This is a genomic window from Legionella pelazae, assembly GCF_052527395.1.
This window is the reverse complement of sequence record NZ_JBNVZS010000006.1, coordinates 89,189-110,800: the sequence shown is the minus strand read 5'-3', so window position 1 is coordinate 110,800 and position 21,612 is coordinate 89,189. Positions and strand designations below refer to the sequence as shown.

The window sequence follows — 21,612 nt, the reverse complement described above, 5'->3', positions numbered from 1 at the left end:
AATCTCATGACTCTTTTTTATTTATTTCAGCAAAAGAGATAATTTGATTACGACCCTTGTGCTTAGCAGCATATAAAGCTTTATCAGCAGACTCTATTAATTCGGTAGGCGTTCTACCATCCACGGGATACATAGCAACGCCAATTGACACAGTTATTGGTCCAACTTGCTGTGCGCCATAACGAACTTGTAATCTTAAGACAGCCTGCCTAATACTTTCAGCTCGCGTTAAAGTTGTTTCATGGTCAATATTATAAAAGGCCACCACGAATTCCTCACCACCATAACGGGCTGCAATATCACCAATGCGAATAATGCCCTGTAGTATACGACCTAGTTCTTTTAATACGGCGTCTCCTGCATCATGCCCATACGTATCATTAATTTTTTTAAAATGATCTAAATCAAGTATTAAAATGGAGAATGTTGATTTTGATCTCGCCGCCTGATGGACACTCTTAAAAAGAAAATCTTCTAAATAGCGCCGATTATAAAGCCCAGTTAAAGGGTCACGAATGGATTGATGGCGTAAGTTCTCTCTTAAACGCACATTCGCTAAAGCTAAAGCAGCTAATTCAGCAAAAGCATTAATTAGGAGCTTATGATTTTCATCTAAAACTTCTGTACCATTACGGATAAGTTCTAAATATAATAACCCATAAATATCATTTTGTGCCATTAATGGAACACATAAAAAGGCATTCTTTTCTGGATTAGTTATTTTTATATGATTACAAACTAGTTCACTTCGATTACAACTGCTGACATGGTGTTTACGTCCTAAGCGAATGGCCCAACATTGCTCAGGTACAAAACTCATCTCTTGTGTAGTTGGCACTCCCCAGCGAGATATTATTTCTAGATAATTTTTAGATGGATGCATGACATATAAATAACCACTTGCAAAGTCTAAAAGCCTTGCTGAATATTTAGACATGACCTCACTTAATTCATCTTGTGAATTAGAAGCAAGCATGATGTCGCTCATTTCAACTAAGAGCGTAATTTGTTTATTCTTTTCTTCTAAGGCTTGCATGCCCTGTTCAAGTTTTTCATAAGACAGTTGCAATTCAGTGTGCTCTTGAATTCGTTTAGTAATATCGCGAACAATTTGCACAGCGCCATTAAACTCATTCTTTTCACTGTAAATCAGATTAGCTGAAATCTCATAAGTACGCTCTTCATCGTTTATTGTAACCTTAATGGTCTTAACTGTATTATCTTCATGCAATGTCTCTCGCCAAACTCGGGCTACATTGTCTTTTGTTTCTATAGATTCAGAAAAAGCCTCTTCCAATGACATACCAACCCAAATTGACTTGCCAAAAATAAGTTTAAATTCTCGATGATATTCCTCATTAAAAATTAAAAATCGACACTCTTTATCGAGCGCTGCAATCATATCACTAGCACTTTCAATAATTTTTCTTAAACGCGCTTTTGTTGTTTCATTTTGTAATTCGGTACTTTTCCGAATAGATAATTCTCTATTGATTAGAAATAAGGCAAAGATTAGAGAGAGGATACTTATTAAGTTGCCAACAATTAGGATTGTATTAGTAACGTCGATATTTTTTATTGCATCTAAATGTCTCTCTTTTAAAAGCACTAGCTCAACTGATTTAATTTCTTGCCCTAGACTTTTTACGCGCAAGGAGATATCTTGCCCCTCTATAAATAAATTAGCTCCATCAATCGTATTAAATTTGTTTACAGCTTTTAAATTTATAATTTTTTTTATAAGCGCAATACGAGTATTAATAAAAGCAATAAATTGATTCACACGTTGGCTTTGTTCTTTATTATCTTTAATCAATTCTTTTAGTGAATTTAAATTAACATTTAGATTATCTCTTACACTATCCATATCTAATAAGAAGCGCTCATTGCCACTTAAAAGATAACCACGTTGATTAGATTCAAGATTTACAACTTTATAAAGGGCTGAATCAATCTCTTGGATGACTTCATAGGTATGCGTAACCCATTTATTAGATTCAATTAAATTTTTAACTTGCTGATGAGACAAATAGCTAATAATCATCAGCAACAAGAGCGCCATAATGAAAAGAGCATTAAGAACAGGCTTACTTATGTGTACATCTTTTAAATTTTCCCACAGCTCTTCCCTATCCATGAATGTCCATATAAATGAATAACATAGGTTAATATTGACATAACAGCTATAAGAGCCTCGTCTAATTAAGCAGAAGCTCAGAAATAATTTGCTGTAATTATAAGTATAGAAAAAATTATTACAGTTAAGATTTGCAATATAGGAAAGACTTATTTAGCTTGCATCCTTAATGCACCATCTAGGCGAATTGTCTCCCCATTAATAAGTTGATTTTCTATAATATGAATTGCTAAATCAGCAAATTCCTCAGGCTTTCCCAAGCGCTTAGGAAAAGTGACCGTCGCTGCCAAGTTATCTTGTACTTCTTTAGGCATATTAAGTAGTAATGGGGTTGCAATTAATCCAGGCGCAATGGTATTGACCCTTATAGCATGCTGGGCTAACTCTCTAGCGGCGGGTAAAGTCATAGCAACAATGCCACCTTTAGAAGCACTATAAGCTAACTGGCCAATTTGCCCTTCGAACGCCGCTATAGAAGCTGTATTAATAATAACCCCCCGCTCTTCGACACTCTCATTGATATCAAGCTCAATCATTGCTGTAGTTATGATGCGCATAACATTAAATGTGCCAATAAGATTTATGTCGATTACTTTTTTGAAAGCCTCTAGAGGCATTGCGCCTTCCTTTCCTACCATACGCTTAGCAGGGGCAATACCTGCGCAATTAATGCATATTCTTGGAATACCAACTTTCTCCTTGGTTTTATCCATAGCCGCAGACACGGCATCATCTAAACTTACATCGCATTCAATAGCCTCAATATTTGGGTGATTAACAAAAGAACTAATATCTTTATCCCAAATAACTACTTGCGTAACCTTATCGGCAAGCTTTAAGGCACAGGCTTTTCCCATGCCGGAAGCACCACCTGTTATCACTGCAATTTGATTATCTAAATTCATTCATTGACTCCCTCAATTAATGTAAAGGCTTACCTATTTTAAATAAGTAGTACTTAAAGCTTTAAATAGTGGCGTTCCTGCTTGCTCTAGCCACTCGAAAAACACCATTTCAGACGTTAAAAGTGTTACACCGAGTTGCTGCATGCGTTTAAGAGCATATTTTTTATCCAACATCTTGCGACTACCTACAGCATCAACAACTATAAACACTTCATAGTCTTCAGCAACTAAATTAAGTGCTGTTTGCAAAACGCAAACATGTGCTTCTATGCCAATCAGTATTAATTGTTGCTTATTAATGTCTTTTAAATGTTGCTTATAAGTTGGCTCGCGAGAACAAGAAAAATGCACTTTTTCGATGGCTATATTTTGTGACACAAGTGTTTTAAGTGAATCTAAAGTTGGCCCCAACCCGCGAGGATATTGTTCACTTATAAGGCACGGCACACCAAGATCATTTGCTAAGCGTAATAGCCACTGACAACGCTCAATTAAAGATTCATGATGTTCAATAAGGGGTGTTAGTTTTTCTTGTACATCAATTAAAAGTAAACAAGAATCATCTTTCCTAAGTAACACGCGTTCTCTCCTTAAATTAAATATGTTTTATACCATATTTTTTAATTCTTTAAAGCGTATTGACTCAGTGTATATTTTTTGCTACCCTGTTTTAACGTTTTAATGCGCTAAAATACTAATATGAAAATAAATCATGGATCTAAGCAACAAGCACATCAATTATTAATGCAGGCTATCGCGCTTTTAAAAAGTGAAGAAGAAGCAAGCGCATTTTTCAATGATTTATGTACGCCTGCTGAACTGGAGGCAATGGCCGATCGCTTTCAAGTTGTCCCTTTATTACGTCAAGGTCTTTCTTATCGCTCTATCCATGAACAAACAGGCGTCAGTGTAACAACTATTACCCGCGTTGCCCGCAGTTTAATGATGGGAAGTGGCGGCTATTCCCTAATTGCAGAGAGATTAAATCAATCATGACTAGACGTTTACGCTTAGCGCTACAAAAAAAGGGCCGTCTGGCACAAGAATCTTTAAATTTACTCAAACGTTGTGGCCTTCGTTACCGACTTCGTGAAAATGCACTACTTTGTCATGTCGACAATTTTCCTATCGACCTTCTCTTTGTGCGTGATGATGATATACCTACCTTAATTTTTGATGGTCTTTGTGACGCAGGTATTGTTGGTGAAAATGTTTTACTTGAAGCAGCATCGAATAAGTTTAATTCAAATTATAAAGTCATTCTTCCTTTAGGTATTTGTCGTTGTCGCTTAGCTATTGCTGTACCTGAATTATCCAATTATCAAAATCCAGGTAGTTTAGATGGGAAACGGATTGCAACAAGTTATCCTAATTTACTTAGACAGTATTTAGAAGAAAGAAAAATTTGCGCCGATATTTTGACCCTATCAGGTTCTGTAGAAGTAGCCCCCCGTATGGGTATGGCTGATGCCATTTGTGATATTGTGTCAAGCGGGCAAACACTTGAAGATAATAAACTTATTGAAATGGATATGGTTTTAGAAAGCCAGGCCGTTTTCATTCAATCTTCGCAATCATTTCCCGAAGTATTTAATGACTTATTTACTATGTTAAAAAGGCGTATTCAAGCAGTTTTGCAAGCTTGCGAGCGTAAATACATTGTTTTTCATGCACCAAAACTTGCGCTTACTCGAATTTGTCAAGCACTACCTGGCGCTGAGTCACCAACTATTCTGCCGCTATCAGACTACCCTGATAAAGTAGCGGTTCATGTTGTCTCAAGTGAAGGTATATTTTGGAATACTTTAGAAACAATACAATTCCTAGGCGCAAGTTCAATTTTAGTCTTGCCGATTGAAAAAATGCTGGAGTAATTGATGTTAAAAATTATCGATTGGCAGAATTTATCTTTCACTGAACAGACTAACCTTTTAACAAGGCCTAAAAAAATAAACTCTATTAAAAGCCAAGTTAAGGCAATTATTACTTCTGTTCAAGAACAAGGTGACCAAGCGCTATTTGAATTCGCCTATCAATTTGATCAATGTAAATTAACAACGTTGCAAATTGATCAAGAAAAAATTAATAAAGCATCTATAACTAAAGAAGCGCTGAATGCTATAAAAACTGCTATAACAACTATTACGCTGTATCATCAGAATTTAATACCTGAGCCTTTAAGTATTACAACCGCACAAGGCATAAAAATTAAGCGTCTTTATCGCCCTATTCAAAGAGTGGGGTTATATATCCCTGGCGGAAATAATACGCCTTTAATTTCTTCATTACTTATGCAGGCAATTCCTGCCAAAATTGCCGGCTGTCCGATAAAAGTTTTGTGTACACCTGCTAATAGAGAAGGAGACATAAATCCTCACCTTTTAGTAGCCGCAAAATTATGCGGTATTGATACCATCCATCCTATTGGCGGCGCGCAAGCCATTGCAGCAATGGCTTATGGTACAGAATCTGTTACTAAAGTCGATAAGATTTTTGGGCCTGGAAACAGCTTTGTGACTGAAGCAAAAACGCAAGTTGCCCTCGATCCAGATGGTGCTACTGTTGATATGCCTGCAGGCCCCTCTGAAGTTTTAATTACAGCAGACAGTGAAGCTAATCCAGATTATGTTGCTGCTGATTTATTAGCACAAGCCGAACATGGTCAAGATTCGCAAGTCATCTTATTATGCGAGGATAAAATGTTAGCCCAAACTGTCAAAAAAGCACTAATAAAACAGTTTAGCCAACTGTCAAGGCAAGAGATTATTAAACAATCTTTGGAAAAAAGTGCAATTATTATTTGCCCAGCAAATAAGCAGCCCGCTTTAATCAATTATTATGCACCAGAACATTTAATTATTAATCGAGAAGATGCGCTAAACTGGGTTTCGCAGATTACGGCAGCCGGAACTATTTTTATTGGCCCCTGGGCTGCGGAAACCTTAGGTGATTATGTCACAGGTAGTAATCATGTTTTACCAACCAATGGGTATGCGCGCAGTCACAGCGGACTTAGCACGTTAGACTTTTTAAAATCAATGACTGTACAAGAAGTTAATAGTACGGGTATTAAGACGCTAGGTCAGGCTGCTATCACTTTAGCTCAGTTAGAAGGCCTCGATGCACATGCTAATGCTGTGAGCATTCGCTTAAAAAATTTGGAGAATTAATATGTCAATAATGGATTTAATACGCCCTGAATTAAAAAACTTAAAAGAGTACAAGCCTTCACAAGACAATCCTCTTTATCGCTTACATGCGAATGAATCACCGTGGTCGCCGGTTAAATTACGAACGCTGGCTTTAAATCATTATCCTAATGTCAATGATCAAATAGCGCTGCAAGAGCTACTCGCCAATCATTATCAAGTCAATAGTCAAGAGCTAGTCTTAACACGGGGTAGCGATGACGGAATTGATTTTCTCATGCGTCTTTTTTTATGCCCTGACAAAGATAGTATTCTTCAGTGCCCACCTACTTTTCCTATGTATACATTTTATGCCCAGCTCCAACATGCCGAGGTCATTAACTGCCCTCTTAACCCTAAAAAAAAATTTAGGTTATCCCTTAACGAACTCTTCGCAGCTTGGCAACCTAATTGTAAACTTATCTTTCTTTGCCAACCAAATAATCCGACCGGCAACCTAATCCCTCTAGAAGCAATAGCGACTATTTGTCAACATTTCAGTCATAAAGCAATGGTTATAGTGGACGAAGCCTATATTGAATTTGCAGCCTGCTCTAGCGCCACTACTTTACTTACTCGATATGACAATCTTATTGTACTACGTACCCTATCTAAAGCATTTGGTTTAGCGGGCTTACGTTTAGGAAGCGTCATTGCCAACCCCTGGGTGATTAAAGCGCTACAAAAGATTATGGCACCTTATCTATTAGCAAGCCCCATTATGGCCTTAGCTGAACAAGCGCTGCAACAGCCAGAGTGGTTGACAGAAAGCGTGCATCAAATTCTTATTGAACGAGAACGAGTGCAGGGATTTTTACAGCAGCTTCCAATCATTGAAACAATTTACCCAAGTGAAGCTAATTTCATTTTTATTAAAACCAACTATGCTAGAGCATTAGCAAACTGGTTTACTCAACACAAACTTGCGGTACGTGATTTTTTAAATACACCCTTTGAGCATTTTTTACGAATCAGCATTGGTGACAAAGCACATAATCAATTATTAATCACCTTACTACAAGAATTTAATGAGGATATTTTAACCCCTATTTAGTTGCTATGTAGCGCTAAATAAAGTGAGTTTACTATGCAAAAGATACTATTTATTGATCGAGATGGCACCTTAATAGAGGAACCTTATGATTTTCAGGTTGATTCATTGGACAAAATTCGGCTATGCCAAGGTGTTATCCCATCTCTGCTTGCTCTAAAGAATGCGGGTTATCGTTTTATTATGGTAACTAATCAAGACGGTTTAGGTACTTTAAAATTTCCACAAGAAAAGTTTCAAGTTTGTCATAATTTTATTTTGCATCTGTTTGCATCCCAGGGAATCGACTTTGAAAATATTTTCATCTGCCCACATCAGGAGGCTGATCAATGTGAATGTCGTAAACCTAAAATTGGTTTACTGAATGACTTTCTTCAATCAACCCATTTTAATCGCGACTATTCTTGGATGATTGGTGATCGTGCCACAGATAAGCAGTTTGCTGATAATTTAAATATTAAATTTTTACCTGTATCAAAAGAGCATGGTTGGCAAGACATTACCGCAACCATTTTAAATACCAAACGTCAGGCAACTATAAAGCGCAAGACAAATGAAACAGACATCTATATTGCAGTCACTTTAGACTCAAATAAACCAAGCAAAATTGAAACGCCCGTTGGCTTTTTTAGCCATATGTTAGAGCAGATTGCCAAACATGCTGGTTTCACGCTTCAGTTACAAGCGCATGGTGACACAGAAGTTGATGATCATCACTTAATTGAAGACACAGCAATTGCACTTGGGGAGGCGTTAAAAACTGCTCTAGGTGATAAATGGGGTATTAGCCGCTATGGTTTTACACTACCCATGGATGAAGCGCTAGCAAGTGTGGCTATTGATTTAAGTGGTCGACGTTCTTGTATTTTTGAAGGGAAATTTACCCGCGAATTTGTAGGCGGACTTGCAACAGAGATGATTCCGCATTTTTTTAATTCCCTAGCAGACAGCCTTGGCGCCAGCCTACATATCACAGTTAAAGGTGAAAATCATCATCATATGATTGAGGCGTGTTTTAAAGGATTAGGTCGTGCTTTAAAGCAAGCCTTACAACAAACTGATATTACCCTGCCTTCTACTAAGGGGGTTTTATGATTGCCATCATTGATGTTAGCGGTAATAACTTAACCTCACTGGCCAATGCTTTAAAACAATTAGGATATGATTATCAGCTTACTCATAACTCAGACGAAATTAGCAGAGCAAGCCATGTCATTATTCCGGGTGTAGGCGCAGCTTATACAGGCATGCAAGCCTTACATGATTATCAATTGACACCCGTTATTAAAGCCTTAAAACAACCCGTGTTAGGTATTTGTTTAGGCATGCAGTTATTACTTGATCATAGTGAGGAAGGCAATATTGATTGCCTTGGGTTAATTCCGGGTATCGCTAAACGTCTCCCCCAACAAAAAGGCTATCCTGTGCCGCATATGGGCTGGAATACTTTAGAATGGCGCAAGAAGTCTCCCCTGCAAGCTGGGCTAAAGGCCAACGACTACGTTTATTTTGTGCACAGCTTTGCCTTAGAAGACCAAACTTATGCGCTTGCTTCTTGCGATTACAGCATAAAATTCACAGCCATTGTCCAGCGTGATAATTTTTATGGTATGCAATTTCATCCAGAAAAATCCTCAAATGTAGGACTACGGTTGTTATGTAATTTTTTAACTATTCAATCTGATGGTGCAACTGTTGGAGTTTTCAATGAAACTTATTCCTGCGATTGATTTACAGCAAGGACAATGTGTCCGATTACGGCAAGGTAAATTTAATCAAACAACTATTTATCCACATAATCCTTTAACATTGGCAGAAAGTTATGTTAAACGCGGAGCTAATCATTTACATATTGTTGATTTAGATGGCGCGAAAGCAGGTACAATACAACAACTTCCTTTGATTAGATCGCTGCGCGCGGCAGGATGTACGCTACAAGTAGGCGGTGGGATTCGAGACTTAAATGCAGCAAAAAGCTGCCTTGATGCAGGAACTAATCAATTAGTTTTAGGAAGCCTTGCCATTACAGATCTAGAAACAACCCGGGAAATTATTAACCTAGCGGGCGCTGATAATATTATTCTTGCCTTAGATGTCCTTATCCAAAATGAAATACCTAAACCTGCCATTCATGGTTGGCAAACACTCACAGAAGCTAATTTATGGGATATCGTTGCACTTTATCAACACTGGCAGGTTAAAACCATTTTATGCACCGACATAAGTCGCGATGGCATGCTAGAAGGCCCTAATTTTGAACTCTATCAACAAGCTACTTTCCGATTTCCAAACTTACACTGGCAAGCATCAGGAGGCATACGTAACGAAGACGATTTAAACACTTTAGCAAAATTAGGTGTAAGTGCCGCCATTTTAGGACGTATGCTTTATCAACCTAATTCAATTTCTTCCTTTGAGAGTATTGTATGTTAGCTAGACGTATTATTCCCTGCCTTGATGTACGTGATAATCTTGTTGTTAAAGGCATAAAATTTGATAATCATCGTATTATTGGCGATATCCTTACTTTAGCCAAACGTTACTCGGATGAAGGGGCAGATGAATTAGTTTTTTATGACATTACTGCCAGTGCTGAAGAGCGCCCAGTTTGTCCAAAATGGATTAATCGAGTTGCAGCAACCATTAATATCCCTTTTACCGTTGCAGGTGGTATTCGTAGCGTTAATCAAGCAAAGTCTATTTTAAATGCTGGTGCAGATAAAATTTCTATTAACAGCCCAGCGTTGGAAAATCCAAATCTTATTAATGAATTAAGTCAAACATTTGGTAGTCAATGTGTCGTTGTGGGCATTGATAGCCAATGGATTGAGGATGATTTTTACGTCTTTCAATATACAGGAAGTATAAAAACTATGCGTAATGCTGCGCGCAAAACGCTTGACTGGGCTAGAGAAGTCCAAGACCGAGGCGCAGGCGAGATTGTTCTTAATTGCATGCAATCCGATGGCGTACGTCGAGGTTATGATCTCGCGCAATTACAAAAAATTCGAGCCGCCACTTATGTGCCGCTCATTGCTTCAGGCGGTGCGGGAAAAGAAGAAGATTTTGTTGACGTTTTTAAACAAGCCCAAGTTGAAGGCGCCTTAGCAGCCAGCGTTTTTCATGATCAGATATTAGCTATTCCTGCTTTAAAAACTTATCTAGCGGCAAATCAAATTGAGGTAAGACAATGATTAAGATTGATATAACTAAGCTAGCTTGGGAAAAGATGGCCGGTTTAATACCGGCTATTATTCAGCATGCAGAAAGCGGTGATGTGTTAATGTTAGGTTATATGAGTAAAGAGTCGTTAGAAATCACCCAGCAAACCCAAGAACTAACGCTCTTTAGCCGCAGCCGTAATGAATTATGGCGTAAGGGCGCTACCTCGGGGAATACCATGACAGTGCAGGCAATAAGTAAAGATTGCGATGGAGATAGCTTGTTAATCCAAGTTTTACCCGCAGGCCCTGCATGTCATCTAGGTTTTAATACTTGTTTTCAACCTTCTATCACTACAAAAATTGGTTTTTTAAGTGACTTAGTTAACCTCATTGCAAGCCGGGCTAATAATCCAAATCAAACAAGTTATACGACTCAATTATTACAATCAGGCGCAGCGCGCTGTGCACAAAAAGTAGGTGAAGAAGCGACGGAAGTGGTGATTGCTGCAATGAAAGATAATAAAGAGGAATTAATTAATGAGAGTGCTGATTTAATTTATCATCTTTTAGTGCTTTTAACAGCATCTGGAAGTAATTTTTATAATGTCGTTGCTTGTTTACAGAAACGTCATCAAAAAACAAATGGATAAAGCATAAAGAGACTAAGGTCTATTCATAATGCATTTTTTCAAAATGCCTAAAATCCCTATGTTCCACGGCTTGCCCGGCGTTGTTGCATGGATAAATTTATAAAAAAAATAGGTAGCCTGGGTGCAGGCCCATAAGGCCGAAACCCGGGTTTCACTTCGTTTCACCCATGCTACAACTATCTATAACTAATTATTCTTATCTACGCAACAATACCTTCCTGCGCAGTCGGGGATCTATTTATCAATTAGCACGAAGGTTAATTTTAGATGGATTCCCGCCTAGCGGGAAAGACATTCTCCACGTAACAATGCAGCAACAACGACTTGTTCACAAAATCTATGTTTCCTAGGCGGACAAGCTGTGAAACGTAGAGCTCGGCAATTATCAATAAGGCTTAAGATTAGTAGAAATAAATTATATGGCAATAAAACTGCTAAAATTTATTGCTTTACGCTAATGTATTTAATTGCTCCCTTTTTATCCTCTTTTACTATCCCTTGTACTAGAATTAAAAAAAAGAGGAGTTTCTATGTCTAAAATTCGCTTTATAAAGTCTGAACAAAGTCCAATTGCTTTAATCGATAAATTTCAAAACAGTTTGCAGGGATTTTTTAATATTGCATACAGCAGTGACATAAGCGCTATACTCACTGACATTCATGCTCTTGAGCATTTTAGTATTGAACGCATTAAGGAGCATGAATACGACCCTTCAACATGTACAATCATTTCGGATGATACGCCTTTTTTAGAAGAAATTTTAGCAAATAATGGAAAATTTCAAAGTCATGACAACACTTACTTTTATTATGTCTTAAAGTTTAACGATAAAATTATTGGGCATCTGCAGTTTACTCATTTTAACAATGAAGACGATAATTATCTTCATTTAGCAGGCATAGAAATAGCAGAAGAGTATCAAGGAAATAAATTAGGTAATTTATTGTTAAGCAAGCTCATTGAGTATGCCTTGCAAAATAATCTTAAAGAAATACAGCTTCTAGCTGCTATTCATCCTAACCAAAAAAATTCAAGAGAAGGCATGTTTAAGTTTTATTGCAACTTTGGCTTTAAGCCTGTTGATGATCAAATCTTCCTTGAAGAGACTGATTATGAAGACATACCTTGGTATCAAAGAACATTAGGCCAAAAGCTAAGTATTTTATTAGGCAATGAAAACGATGATACTTCTACACATAATCTTAATATTGAAATGGATCTTGATTTAAATAATAATTCTGCTTCAACTTTAGTTAAAAACATGATTACAACAGTCTACAAGCAGTGCCTGTTTGAGCAAAAGATTCTGGAACTCATTAGCCAACATGCCAAGCTTTTTTCGCAATATTCACCTTATGATTTTACTAAAGAGGATTTATTATCAAATCCTATATATCAGCAATACCTCTCTTCTGCGATCAATCATCATCCTGAATCCAAAGCTTTAGAAGAAGCCTGGCAAGGCATTGGACGAAAACAGAAAGACTATCTCCCAAATTATAATCCTAATGATATACAACTACAGCCACATAAACAGCAATTCTTAACATTTGTAATGAATTTGCAGAGTGTTAATGTCTTTAAGAATCCTTCTCCTTAATCAATAACAATAAAAGATTTATGAATTGTGATTATGGTCGTGAATATTAATATGTATTAATACTTTTTGTGCTTTATTAAGTGAAGATACCCAGTACTGGAGAAATATTTTTAATTAAAATTGACCTGACAGAGCTTTCTTTAAAACTAAGATCTGTCAGATCAAATTTGAGCTTTACTAACTCATTAATCTTTTAGAGCACTTCAGAGAAAAGGAGCGTCAATTAGATTAGAAAGCTTTTTGTTTCTGATGCTGTACTTCAGGTTTCTTACCATCTAACTCATCTATTAATTCTTCTAATATATTTTGAAGTGTACTTTTAAGTTTATTATTTTCACCTCTTAACTGTGTTAATACTTTGCTAATACCTTCTCTAACTTTTCCTTCGGTTGCTGTTTCATCTTGACCTAACTGCATTAATGTATTTAGTTGTGTAGTTCGGCTTGACTTTGGTTTGAAAAAACATAAATTCTTTAACCAATTATCTGTAGGCCTTCTTATCTCATATGCCGAAGAGATCAATCTTAATTGTGATTTCACTGCCATAATTTTTGGATCTACATATAGAGCTGGTGAACTAGAATGATGAGTTGCTCTACGTATGATTGTGCTTTCGTGGTCTTTAGCCCCTTTTTTAGGTCTTTGCTTTTCTGGACCTGAAGTTTTTTCTTCTTTCTTACTTCTATCATCAGTTCCTACTAATAGTGGCTGCTCTTCTTCTTTTGTTGTCTTAACATCCTTTCCTTTGGCTTCTTTTTTATTAGCGACTTGCTTAACTTGCCTTACTAAGTTATCTTCTGACAAGCCAACATGAGCATAAAAATTTCGCATTGTTATACAAAAGGTTGAGCTTTCGGGATCGTGTTTTCTAGCCCGAGCTTTGTTTTGTAACTTTCCGATCACTCCCTTTTCATCATAATAAGGAATTAAAGCTTCAATAATAATTTTTTCCCACTCTGTGCTTGATGCTTTTTTTAAGTTTGGTAAAAGTTTATTTAATTTTGCAGCTAGTTTTTTATTGGGAGTTGTTCTAGCTTCTCTTTCAACTAAAACAATAAATTGCTCTTGTGCTAAAATTTTCTTAGATAAAGGCCCATGTCCCCCTGGTATAAAGGTATTTTGTTTGCGCAGAAATTCATTACGGGCATCACTTGTATCTACCAGAGTAGGTCTTGATTTATACTCTTCTTTATCCGCAATAATGGTTAGTTCTTTTTCAGGTTCTTCGCTTAATTGCATACATAATGCTTCTTGCCGAGGGGTAGCATGTAAATGCGATACTAACTGGCCAGGTTGATGGCCTAAAATTTTGCCTGGTGCTCCTGGCCTTGATACAACTTCAACACGCATTCCATAACAAGGCGCGTCACTAGGGTTTGTAATTGCATGCACTTGGATATTCTTGAATCCTTGGTTAGAAAGTTCATTAGCAATCTCCTGAGCCAAAGCAGGTTTACCTTCTTTTGACATACCGACTTCACAGCCAATAATATAGACATGTTTAACTTGAAGCCTATTAGTAGGATGTACCTTAAGTGCCAGTTTTTCAGCAAATTCTTTAGCGCTATAGTCTCCTAAAGTTGTTTTACCCTTTTTGGCATCATCACCCGTATGACCTAAGATTATAAATTCTTCAAATGGACCTTCTACTTCTTGCATATCATCCTTTCTTGATCTTGCATCCTTATCACGGATAATATAAGTATCTTTTTTGGCAATCTTAAACTTGTTTTGTACTGCCTCTATGGATTTTTCTCCAGCATCTTCGAATGCTATAAATTTCATTTGGACCTCGGCTTCATTAAAATGTCAACTAACTATTAATTACCTTAACTAACTCTTACGTCTTATGGTTTCACATTATACATAAATAGTATAATTTGATCAATAAGTTTACAAAAAAATATATTAAAGTTCAGTTATCTCAGTTTTTATTAGGTTATTAATTAACAAGAAAATATTTCTTAGATAAAAGAAAAGCTTAAAAGATTTTATTTTTTTATATCATTAATATAATTATTTTACTAATAAGGTTTTAATAAGAGATATAGCGAATGTTGCTCTAGTAAACACTATAAAACAGCCACTAAAACAGCCGTTAAATAATTCCCTTCCGGAAAAGAAGGCAGCGTGGGATGACAACTAGCCGGTCCAAACGTTCCTAGGATTCTTAACTGTTTTTGAACAGCTAAAGCTTGCATTTGAATGAGGTTAACAAATTCAATCGTTGAAAGTGCTGATGAACAATTGCAGGTCATTAGTAAAGAACCAGATTGCATTACTTTGAATAATTCTCGATGAAGAAAGCGGTAATAATTTTTTGCCCGTTGGAGATGTTGTTGAGAAGGGACTAATTTTGGTGGATCAAGAATAATTAAATCGTAATTTTGCGCCTGACTTAAATAATTACGGGCATCACCTTCAATAAACTCAATATTGGTCAAATTATTTTTTATAGCATTTTGTCTCGCTTGCAAGATAGCTGGCGCTGAGCTGTCAACAGCCAACACTTCTTTAGCACCCGCACGCGCTGCATGCAATGCGAAACCACCCGTATAAGTATATAAATCCAAAACGCGCTTCCCACGCGCAAGATGGGCAATACGCTCATGATTCTCGCGTTGATCAAGGAAGAGTCCTGTTTTTTGAGCATTCGCGAAATTAACTTGATAAGTTACGCCTGCTTCTAAAACATCCATAGAAAATTCTTCTCTCGATGTTTCTTTAATAACTTCCCAACCATCTTGTTTTAAGGGTTTTTGTTGTGAAAGCCAAATTATTCTTGCGCAGTTTACAATGCTTTTAAGTGTGGCGGTAATTTCATTTTTATGTAATTCGACCCAATAAGCAGAACTTGAAACGACACAAACTTGATTAAAGTAATCAATAGTTAAGCCAGATAGGCCATCCGCTTCACTATTAAATAACCGAAACGCGTTAGTGAACTCATTAGGTAAATTAAGTGCTTTTCTCACTGACAAAGCTTGCTTAAATCTGAGCTCTAACAACTTAGTCAAGGTAAAATCAGCAGTTACTTCCCAGTTTTGCGCTAGTAGTCGTACACGATATAAAGAATGCTCATTATAAACACCCAAACCTAGCCGTTCATTGTTATTTAAATCAACGATATCAACGAAATTGCCCGTTTTAGGTTTACCTTGCATTTTCCTAATTGCTTTGGGAAAAATCCAAGGATGGCCGCGGCGCATAGTATGTTGTTTTTCAGGATTAAGATAAACGACAGCTCTCATGGGTATTTCACAAATATCAAAAGTCAGCTAATCTACACTATAGTTTTGAAAATTGAAATGTCTATAGCGCCATCCACTAAGCTTTAGACAAGGCGCAAGTGAACTTGCAACGCAGTATAAAGCTTAGTGGGTGGCGTTATGCCTTCATCTTTTAAAAGCACTAATGGATTAGAACTTCAAACAAATTAGTTTAATTAAGGATAATTATGTACCGGTTAGTAGCCATATTCTTACCCTTTTTTTCAGTTGTTTTAATGTGTAGCAATGCAGTTGCAGGCCCCTGGTATACAGGTCCTCTCCTTGCTCCAGCAGGACATACTATACCGAGAGGGCACACAAACTTTGAACCTTATGCTTTCTTTACTGAGAATGATGGTGTGTACACGCGTCACTGGCGTTTAACCCATCTACCCCATAGCGAGAACATAGTGGGCAACCCTGTTATCACGCATGGGCTAACTGATAAACTTGACATCCAATATCTCCTTCCCTACGCCTATAATAGGCAGCAAGGTAGAAGTTATCATCATATTAGTGATGTTAGCGCAGTATTAGGTTATCAATTTCTTGAACAAGGGAAAGCAAAGTGGCGACCTGATTTAAGAATTACTGGACAAGAAATTTTTCCAAGTGGGAAGTTTAAGAATTTAAATCCGTTAAATAATGGCGCTGATGCAACTGGCCTTGGCAGCTATCAAACAGGATTTAATTTAAACTTTCAGCATCTCTTACAATTAACAGAATTAAACTATCTGCGCACACGCTTTAGTATTGGTTATCTTATACCTCTTGATGTAAATATCAGAGGTTTCACCAGCTATGGTGGAACAGCAACTACCAATGGCAAGATTAACCCAGGAAATATGCTTAGCCTCGATTTAGCATGGGAATTAAATCTTACGCAAAACTGGGTCGCTGTTATGGAAGGTTATTATGCCAGTCGAGACCGTACGCGCTTTCGTGGTTTTCGCGGTTTAACTGCAAGTGGTAGCCCTGCAACTATTGGCCATAACTATCTAGAAGAAATATCACTTGCACCTGCTATTGAGTATAACTTTAATGCAAATATTGGCATAATAGGTGGTTATTGGTTTTCAATAACAGGAAAAGATGCTACCGATTTTAAATCAGTTGTCATTGCTTTAAATATTTATATTTAGAAGATAACCTGTTTATTGCGAAGATTAACAAACTATTGGCATACATAGCTTATCGAAATTAATCATGTTAGCATGCCAATTTTGTTAACAGGATAGATTAGATGTGGTTTAACAACGCGCTTATTTACCATTATGAGCTTGCAGAGGAAAAATTAGATTTTGCGTCTTTACTGGCAGAAGAAAAACTAAAACCTTGTCCACCACATGCTCGCTTTATTTATGGCTGGTTGCCTGTTGCAGAAGATGAGCTTATTTGTGAAGTAGCAGGGGCTGCCCTTCTTTGTTTAGGTAAAACAGAGCGTATTTTGCCACGCGGTGTTATCAATCAAATTGTTGCTGAGCGTATTTTGCAACTAGAAACCCAGCATGGACGAAAAATTAAGCGCTCTGAAAAAGCACAATTAAATGAGGAAGTCGAATTCGAATTACTGCCTAAGTCATTTTGCATTCAAAAACGTTTATTAGCAATCTTAGACACACAAGCTAAACGCTTAATTATTAATACGGCAAGTGAGAATCAAGCATCGCAATTAACTTCACTTTTACGAAAAACTCTACCCAAAGTTCAACTTGAGCCACTTTCGCACCCAGATAACTTAGCGCTTCGCTTTGCTGAATGGATAACTAATCCTGCCGCTCTACCCTCTTCTTTTAAGCTCGCTTCCGATTGCTTATTATTTGCTATGGATGATGAAAAAAAGCGAATTACTTGTCGAGGTTATGAGTTACCGGCAGAAGAAATCATTACTCTATTAACGCAAGGTCTAGCAGCAGCTGAAGTGTCTTTAATTTGGAATGAACGCATTCAATTTACCTTAACGCATGACTTAACCTTTAAGCGTTTAAAAAGTTTAGATTATCTGATTGATGAATTTAATGACATTAATCAACTTGAAGACGATTATTTAAAACGAGATGCCTCACTAACTCTACTTTGTGGTGAATTACGGCACTTAGTTGATGATTTGATGAAGGGATTAAATAATAAAGCTAGTAACTCACCAGTTAAAGAGAGTAAACTTGCAGAAGAACTTATTTAACTGGCATTAGCTTATGAGATAAGTACAGGTCTTAGCATAAGTTCAATAAAAGAGGAAAGCTAACTTACAACGAACTAGGCGCTCTAGTTAGCATTACTTTTACTTAAATCTTACGACCTAACACTAACAAACTAGATATCTTGCTTTTAATTAAATCTGCAACTTAGCAGATTAGAATAATACCTTAATTATGCTGCGCTACATCAGGGCTTGCTAAATAATGACACAAGATGAACATGAGAAGTTAAATTCTTCTTTATCTTCGTTAAAACCTGGTAGCCCTTGAAGTTTGTCTTTTAAATCTAAAGGTAGATCCTTTATAGTTAGATTATGTTTCTTGACTGCAAATAAAGATAAATAAGATAAGGTAGATACTGAATTAAGAATAAGAAATTGATCTTCTGTCAATTTATCAAACGTATTGCCAGTTGGTATTTCTGGAGGAACAAAATTATTATCTAAGATTTTCATATAATCAAAATATAATTTTAATGTGTTAGGGACACACGGGGTAATATATAAAGGACTATTAGAGGCTCTCACAATGACTGGAATCGCTATGTGCCATATTTTTGAAAGGTTATCTTTTGCTTTTAATTTTGATAATGCCTCATTGTAACCTACAAACCAGCTATGACTTCGCTCTGTATATATTTGGTATCTTGTTTCTGCAATTCCCTCAGGAGTAATAATTCTATATTTAGAATTTTGTAGAGCAATTGCCATATTCATTGCTCCTTTTACAATCTGCTCTAATGTAAGAGTAGGACTTAGTTCACGATGTTGCAGTAGATATTTAGCTGATTCTAACGCCTGATAGTTTACTTCCTCACCATGAGCACTTGTCCTTTCATCTTGGTTAAGAGCCTCAATAAATTTACTTACAAATGACTTTTCTAATTCATCTAATTTAATGTTATCAGTTATTTCAAGACGCATAATTATAATACCTTACCTACTTTGAATCTAATATTATTTTAATAGTGTTGCGCATTTTAACATAATTATGTTTGAAATTAAAACATTTTGATTTATTAACATCAATAGTGATTTTAACTATAAGATTATATTGGTTGATGCAATAGTTATGTATTTTATTGCGTAAAGCTTGCAGCGTTAAATATTGTTTCAAATACTCTTCTCTACCTACTATTATGATAGCTGCTGAACATAATCCTTAAAAACCTCGATCACTTGTTTGGGGTTCTCAATCCAAGGAAAATGAGCTGCATGTTCAATGGTTCGAATTGTAATATTTTCTCTTTGAAAATTTTTTGCTTGGGTAAATAAATGTAGGGGGGTTACATAATCTTTTTCGCCTGCGAATATTAAAGTAGGCAATTTTTTAGGGAACCATTTCGCCTTATAAACTGAATCAAAATGTTGAGCTGACCATTCACAGGTTCTAAAATTATAGGGTAAATCTTCTAGAAAAGATAAATTTTTTGCTAACCCTTCCTTTGTAAATAGATAAGGAGCAGAGAGAATAGTTAGTTTCTTTAAACTAGCGTTAGTAGGATTCCTTGCATAAATTTCATGAAGTTTTTCTGCTTCAGCTATAGGATTATTCTGAACATACTTCATAAAAAATTGATGCCAAGATGAGTTTGGGGCAGAACTCATTAATACTAAACCTGTTAATCTATTTTCAAGTTCAGGGGTGGCGAGAGCATACATTCCGCCCGTTGAATGTGCAACTAAAATGACGTTTTCTAAAGCACTCACTGCTTCAATCAAAGCTTCTGACCAATTGGCAAACGCCTCTGTATCGTTAGCTGTCAAATTAGAGCCATCACCTGGTAAATCAAGGTGCCATATATTGCCTGGTAGTTTTAACAGTGCCGTAAGAGGCGCTAATGACTCGGAGCCGAGTCCTGGACCGCCGGGCAGAAAAAGCCAGTTAAAGCTTGCATCTAAAGTCGTTTGAATTAATTGCAAGCGCGCATGCAAAGAAGTCCATAAATAGCTTTTGTTCATAGAGAAAATTAATTAATAAGTGGCAGCTTAATTTTAGCAAATAGATACTTAATCACCTAGCAACAACTCGAATATGCAATTACTATCAGGCCTTTTTGTATTTAGTTAGAATTTCAACTTATTGTTGCCATCGTAGTCTAAGTGTTGTTTAATCTCATTCCTAGCAAGAAACTAATGAATGAGTTCTTCGATAATTAATAGTGAAGCACATGAGTCGATACAACTATTTTGAAAATCCATTTAAAGGGATACCTTTGTCAGAACAAGTTACCAACCCTAATATTATAGTTGGTCGGCATAGTTATTATTCAGGCTATTATCATGGTCACTCCTTTGATGATTGCGCGCGCTATTTATTACCTGATCGCGATGATGTCGATAAATTAATTATTGGTAATTTCTGTTCAATAGGCACAGGCGTTGCTTTTGTTATGGCAGGCAACCAAGGCCATAGAATGGAATGGGTAAGCTCTTTTCCTTTTTATTACACAGGCGATGATTATACCAAAGATGCAGTAGATGGCTTTATAAGCGCAGGTAACACGGAAGTCGGACATGATGTATGGATTGGTGCAGAGGCAATGATTATGCCGGGTATTAAAATTGGACACGGTGCTGTTATTGGCGCCCGCGCCATGGTGACTAAAGATGTTGAACCTTATACTATTGTGGTAGGCAATCCTGCTAAACCAATTCGCAAACGGTTTTCAGATGACCAAATAAAATTATTACTAAAAATACAATGGTGGCATTGGCCTGATGATGTACTAGCTAAGGCGATAAAATTATTATGCTCTGCTGATGTTGAAGGATTATATCAGTTTTGGCAGCTTCACTTAAAGAAGCCTTAAATAACATGCATTAAAACCAAAATTTATTTTTATAACGACTATTTAATAAGTAATTAACTTATTTATATTTAGGGAAATAAACTTAAGCCTCTATAGCTTAACTATTTTTAATTTTATAAAACTTACAAGCTACGCCATGCCCTATTCCATCTTTGTAATATTTCATATTACATTTCTCCATGACTCGATGGGAGGCTTTATGCTCTAAAGGAGCAAACGCAATAATGTAGTCAGCGCTTAGATTAATTTTACTCCAATTAAGAAGTGCTTTTAACACTTCAGAAGCATAACCTCTACCCCAAAATTTTCTCACAATTAAGTAGCCTACTTCTATTTCTCCTGTTTCAACAGGGCCAAAGCCACAGCGACCTATAAATTCGCCAGATATTTTATTTAAAATGACAAAGCAAGGAAGCCCGTAGTTTTTATAAAAAGATATAAATTCTCCAACCCTTTTCTTAGTTTGTTCTTTAGTTTGAATTCCATCAGGGAAAAACTTTCTAACTTCTGGATCTAAATTTAGTTCAGCGATTTGTTCTAAATCATCTTCTTTAATTAACCGTAAAATGGTACGTGATGTTTCAATACTGAGTTGCATATTAAATTAACCAGTAGTTTTAAACTATAAAGTTCCCTT

At 36.5% G+C, this 21,612-nt stretch carries 21 protein-coding genes; 13 read left to right on the top strand and 8 right to left on the bottom strand.

Going from position 1 to position 21,612, the window contains the following annotated elements; all coding sequences use genetic code 11:
- Positions 1-4: 4 nt before the first annotated feature.
- The 3 genes from ACQUW5_RS08270 to ACQUW5_RS08260 form a co-directional block, all read right to left on the bottom strand.
- A complete protein-coding gene (locus tag ACQUW5_RS08270) occupies positions 5-2,137 on the bottom strand; it encodes a diguanylate cyclase (protein ID WP_444990759.1) in 2,133 nt (710 codons plus the stop codon).
- Positions 2,138-2,286: 149 nt separating this feature from the next.
- Positions 2,287-3,042, bottom strand: a complete 756-nt coding sequence (locus tag ACQUW5_RS08265) for an SDR family NAD(P)-dependent oxidoreductase (protein WP_444990758.1) — start codon at positions 3,040-3,042, stop codon at positions 2,287-2,289.
- Between the two features lie 33 nt (positions 3,043-3,075).
- The gene (locus ACQUW5_RS08260; RefSeq protein WP_444990757.1) at positions 3,076-3,621 is read right to left on the bottom strand and encodes a hydrolase; all 546 of its coding nucleotides are present in this window, start codon (positions 3,619-3,621) and stop codon (positions 3,076-3,078) included.
- 120 nt (positions 3,622-3,741) lie between these two features.
- Here ACQUW5_RS08260 and ACQUW5_RS08255 point away from each other — a divergent pair, with 120 nt between their 5' ends.
- The 10 genes from ACQUW5_RS08255 to ACQUW5_RS08210 all read left to right on the top strand — a co-directional run bounded on the left by ACQUW5_RS08255 (position 3,742) and on the right by ACQUW5_RS08210 (position 12,696).
- A complete protein-coding gene (locus ACQUW5_RS08255; RefSeq protein WP_444990756.1) occupies positions 3,742-4,038 on the top strand; it encodes a YerC/YecD family TrpR-related protein in 297 nt (98 codons plus the stop codon).
- Positions 4,035-4,916, top strand: a complete 882-nt coding sequence (gene hisG / locus ACQUW5_RS08250) for an ATP phosphoribosyltransferase (RefSeq protein WP_444990755.1) — start codon at positions 4,035-4,037, stop codon at positions 4,914-4,916. Before ACQUW5_RS08255 ends, hisG begins: the two co-directional genes overlap by 4 nt.
- A gap of 3 nt (positions 4,917-4,919) precedes the next feature.
- Positions 4,920-6,212, top strand: coding sequence for a histidinol dehydrogenase (gene hisD, locus ACQUW5_RS08245; RefSeq protein WP_444990754.1), 1,293 nt, complete (start codon positions 4,920-4,922; stop codon positions 6,210-6,212).
- A gap of 1 nt (position 6,213) precedes the next feature.
- On the top strand, positions 6,214-7,284 hold the full coding sequence (gene hisC, locus ACQUW5_RS08240; RefSeq protein ID WP_444990753.1) for a histidinol-phosphate transaminase: 1,071 nt from the start codon (positions 6,214-6,216) through the stop codon (positions 7,282-7,284).
- Positions 7,285-7,317: 33 nt separating this feature from the next.
- Complete coding sequence (hisB, locus tag ACQUW5_RS08235; RefSeq protein WP_444990752.1) at positions 7,318-8,376, top strand: bifunctional histidinol-phosphatase/imidazoleglycerol-phosphate dehydratase HisB; 1,059 nt, start codon at positions 7,318-7,320, stop codon at positions 8,374-8,376.
- Positions 8,373-9,011: an imidazole glycerol phosphate synthase subunit HisH gene (hisH, locus tag ACQUW5_RS08230; protein WP_444990751.1), complete on the top strand. Its 639-nt coding sequence runs from the start codon at positions 8,373-8,375 to the stop codon at positions 9,009-9,011. The genes hisB and hisH overlap by 4 nt, the downstream gene beginning before the upstream one ends.
- Complete coding sequence (locus ACQUW5_RS08225; RefSeq protein ID WP_444990750.1) at positions 8,989-9,714, top strand: 1-(5-phosphoribosyl)-5-[(5-phosphoribosylamino)methylideneamino]imidazole-4-carboxamide isomerase; 726 nt, start codon at positions 8,989-8,991, stop codon at positions 9,712-9,714. The genes hisH and ACQUW5_RS08225 overlap by 23 nt, the downstream gene beginning before the upstream one ends.
- Entirely contained in the window at positions 9,708-10,475 is a 768-nt protein-coding gene (gene hisF, locus ACQUW5_RS08220) for an imidazole glycerol phosphate synthase subunit HisF (protein ID WP_444990749.1), read from the top strand. The genes ACQUW5_RS08225 and hisF overlap by 7 nt, the downstream gene beginning before the upstream one ends.
- Positions 10,472-11,095: a bifunctional phosphoribosyl-AMP cyclohydrolase/phosphoribosyl-ATP diphosphatase HisIE gene (gene hisIE / locus ACQUW5_RS08215; RefSeq protein WP_444990748.1), complete on the top strand. Its 624-nt coding sequence runs from the start codon at positions 10,472-10,474 to the stop codon at positions 11,093-11,095. The genes hisF and hisIE overlap by 4 nt, the downstream gene beginning before the upstream one ends.
- Positions 11,096-11,625: 530 nt before the next feature.
- Positions 11,626-12,696 carry a GNAT family N-acetyltransferase gene (locus ACQUW5_RS08210; protein ID WP_444990747.1) on the top strand — a complete coding sequence of 357 codons (1,071 nt, stop codon included), beginning with the start codon at positions 11,626-11,628 and terminating at the stop codon, positions 12,694-12,696.
- Positions 12,697-12,924: 228 nt separating this feature from the next.
- Here ACQUW5_RS08210 and ACQUW5_RS08205 read toward each other — a convergent pair whose 3' ends face one another.
- Positions 12,925-14,481: a hypothetical protein gene (locus tag ACQUW5_RS08205; RefSeq protein WP_444990746.1), complete on the bottom strand. Its 1,557-nt coding sequence runs from the start codon at positions 14,479-14,481 to the stop codon at positions 12,925-12,927.
- Between the two features lie 287 nt (positions 14,482-14,768).
- Positions 14,769-15,947, bottom strand: a complete 1,179-nt coding sequence (locus ACQUW5_RS08200) for a class I SAM-dependent rRNA methyltransferase (RefSeq protein WP_444990745.1) — start codon at positions 15,945-15,947, stop codon at positions 14,769-14,771.
- Positions 15,948-16,153: 206 nt separating this feature from the next.
- Between ACQUW5_RS08200 and ACQUW5_RS08195 the strand changes: the two genes are divergently transcribed.
- The gene (locus ACQUW5_RS08195) at positions 16,154-17,107 is read left to right on the top strand and encodes a hypothetical protein (RefSeq protein ID WP_444990744.1); all 954 of its coding nucleotides are present in this window, start codon (positions 16,154-16,156) and stop codon (positions 17,105-17,107) included.
- Positions 17,108-17,208: 101 nt separating this feature from the next.
- Complete coding sequence (locus ACQUW5_RS08190; protein ID WP_444990743.1) at positions 17,209-18,147, top strand: recombination-associated protein RdgC; 939 nt, start codon at positions 17,209-17,211, stop codon at positions 18,145-18,147.
- A gap of 213 nt (positions 18,148-18,360) precedes the next feature.
- On the opposite strand, the gene ACQUW5_RS08185 is transcribed toward ACQUW5_RS08190, so the two are convergent.
- A complete protein-coding gene (locus ACQUW5_RS08185) occupies positions 18,361-19,086 on the bottom strand; it encodes a hypothetical protein (RefSeq protein WP_444990742.1) in 726 nt (241 codons plus the stop codon).
- 213 nt (positions 19,087-19,299) lie between these two features.
- Complete coding sequence (locus ACQUW5_RS08180) at positions 19,300-20,124, bottom strand: alpha/beta fold hydrolase (RefSeq protein ID WP_444990741.1); 825 nt, start codon at positions 20,122-20,124, stop codon at positions 19,300-19,302.
- A 209-nt stretch (positions 20,125-20,333) separates the two neighbouring features.
- Between ACQUW5_RS08180 and catB the strand changes: the two genes are divergently transcribed.
- Complete coding sequence (gene catB / locus ACQUW5_RS08175; RefSeq protein ID WP_444990740.1) at positions 20,334-20,975, top strand: type B chloramphenicol O-acetyltransferase; 642 nt, start codon at positions 20,334-20,336, stop codon at positions 20,973-20,975.
- A 97-nt stretch (positions 20,976-21,072) separates the two neighbouring features.
- Here the strand turns inward: catB and ACQUW5_RS08170 are convergent, their stop codons facing one another.
- On the bottom strand, positions 21,073-21,573 hold the full coding sequence (locus ACQUW5_RS08170; protein ID WP_444990739.1) for a GNAT family N-acetyltransferase: 501 nt from the start codon (positions 21,571-21,573) through the stop codon (positions 21,073-21,075).
- Positions 21,574-21,612: the final 39 nt, after the last annotated feature.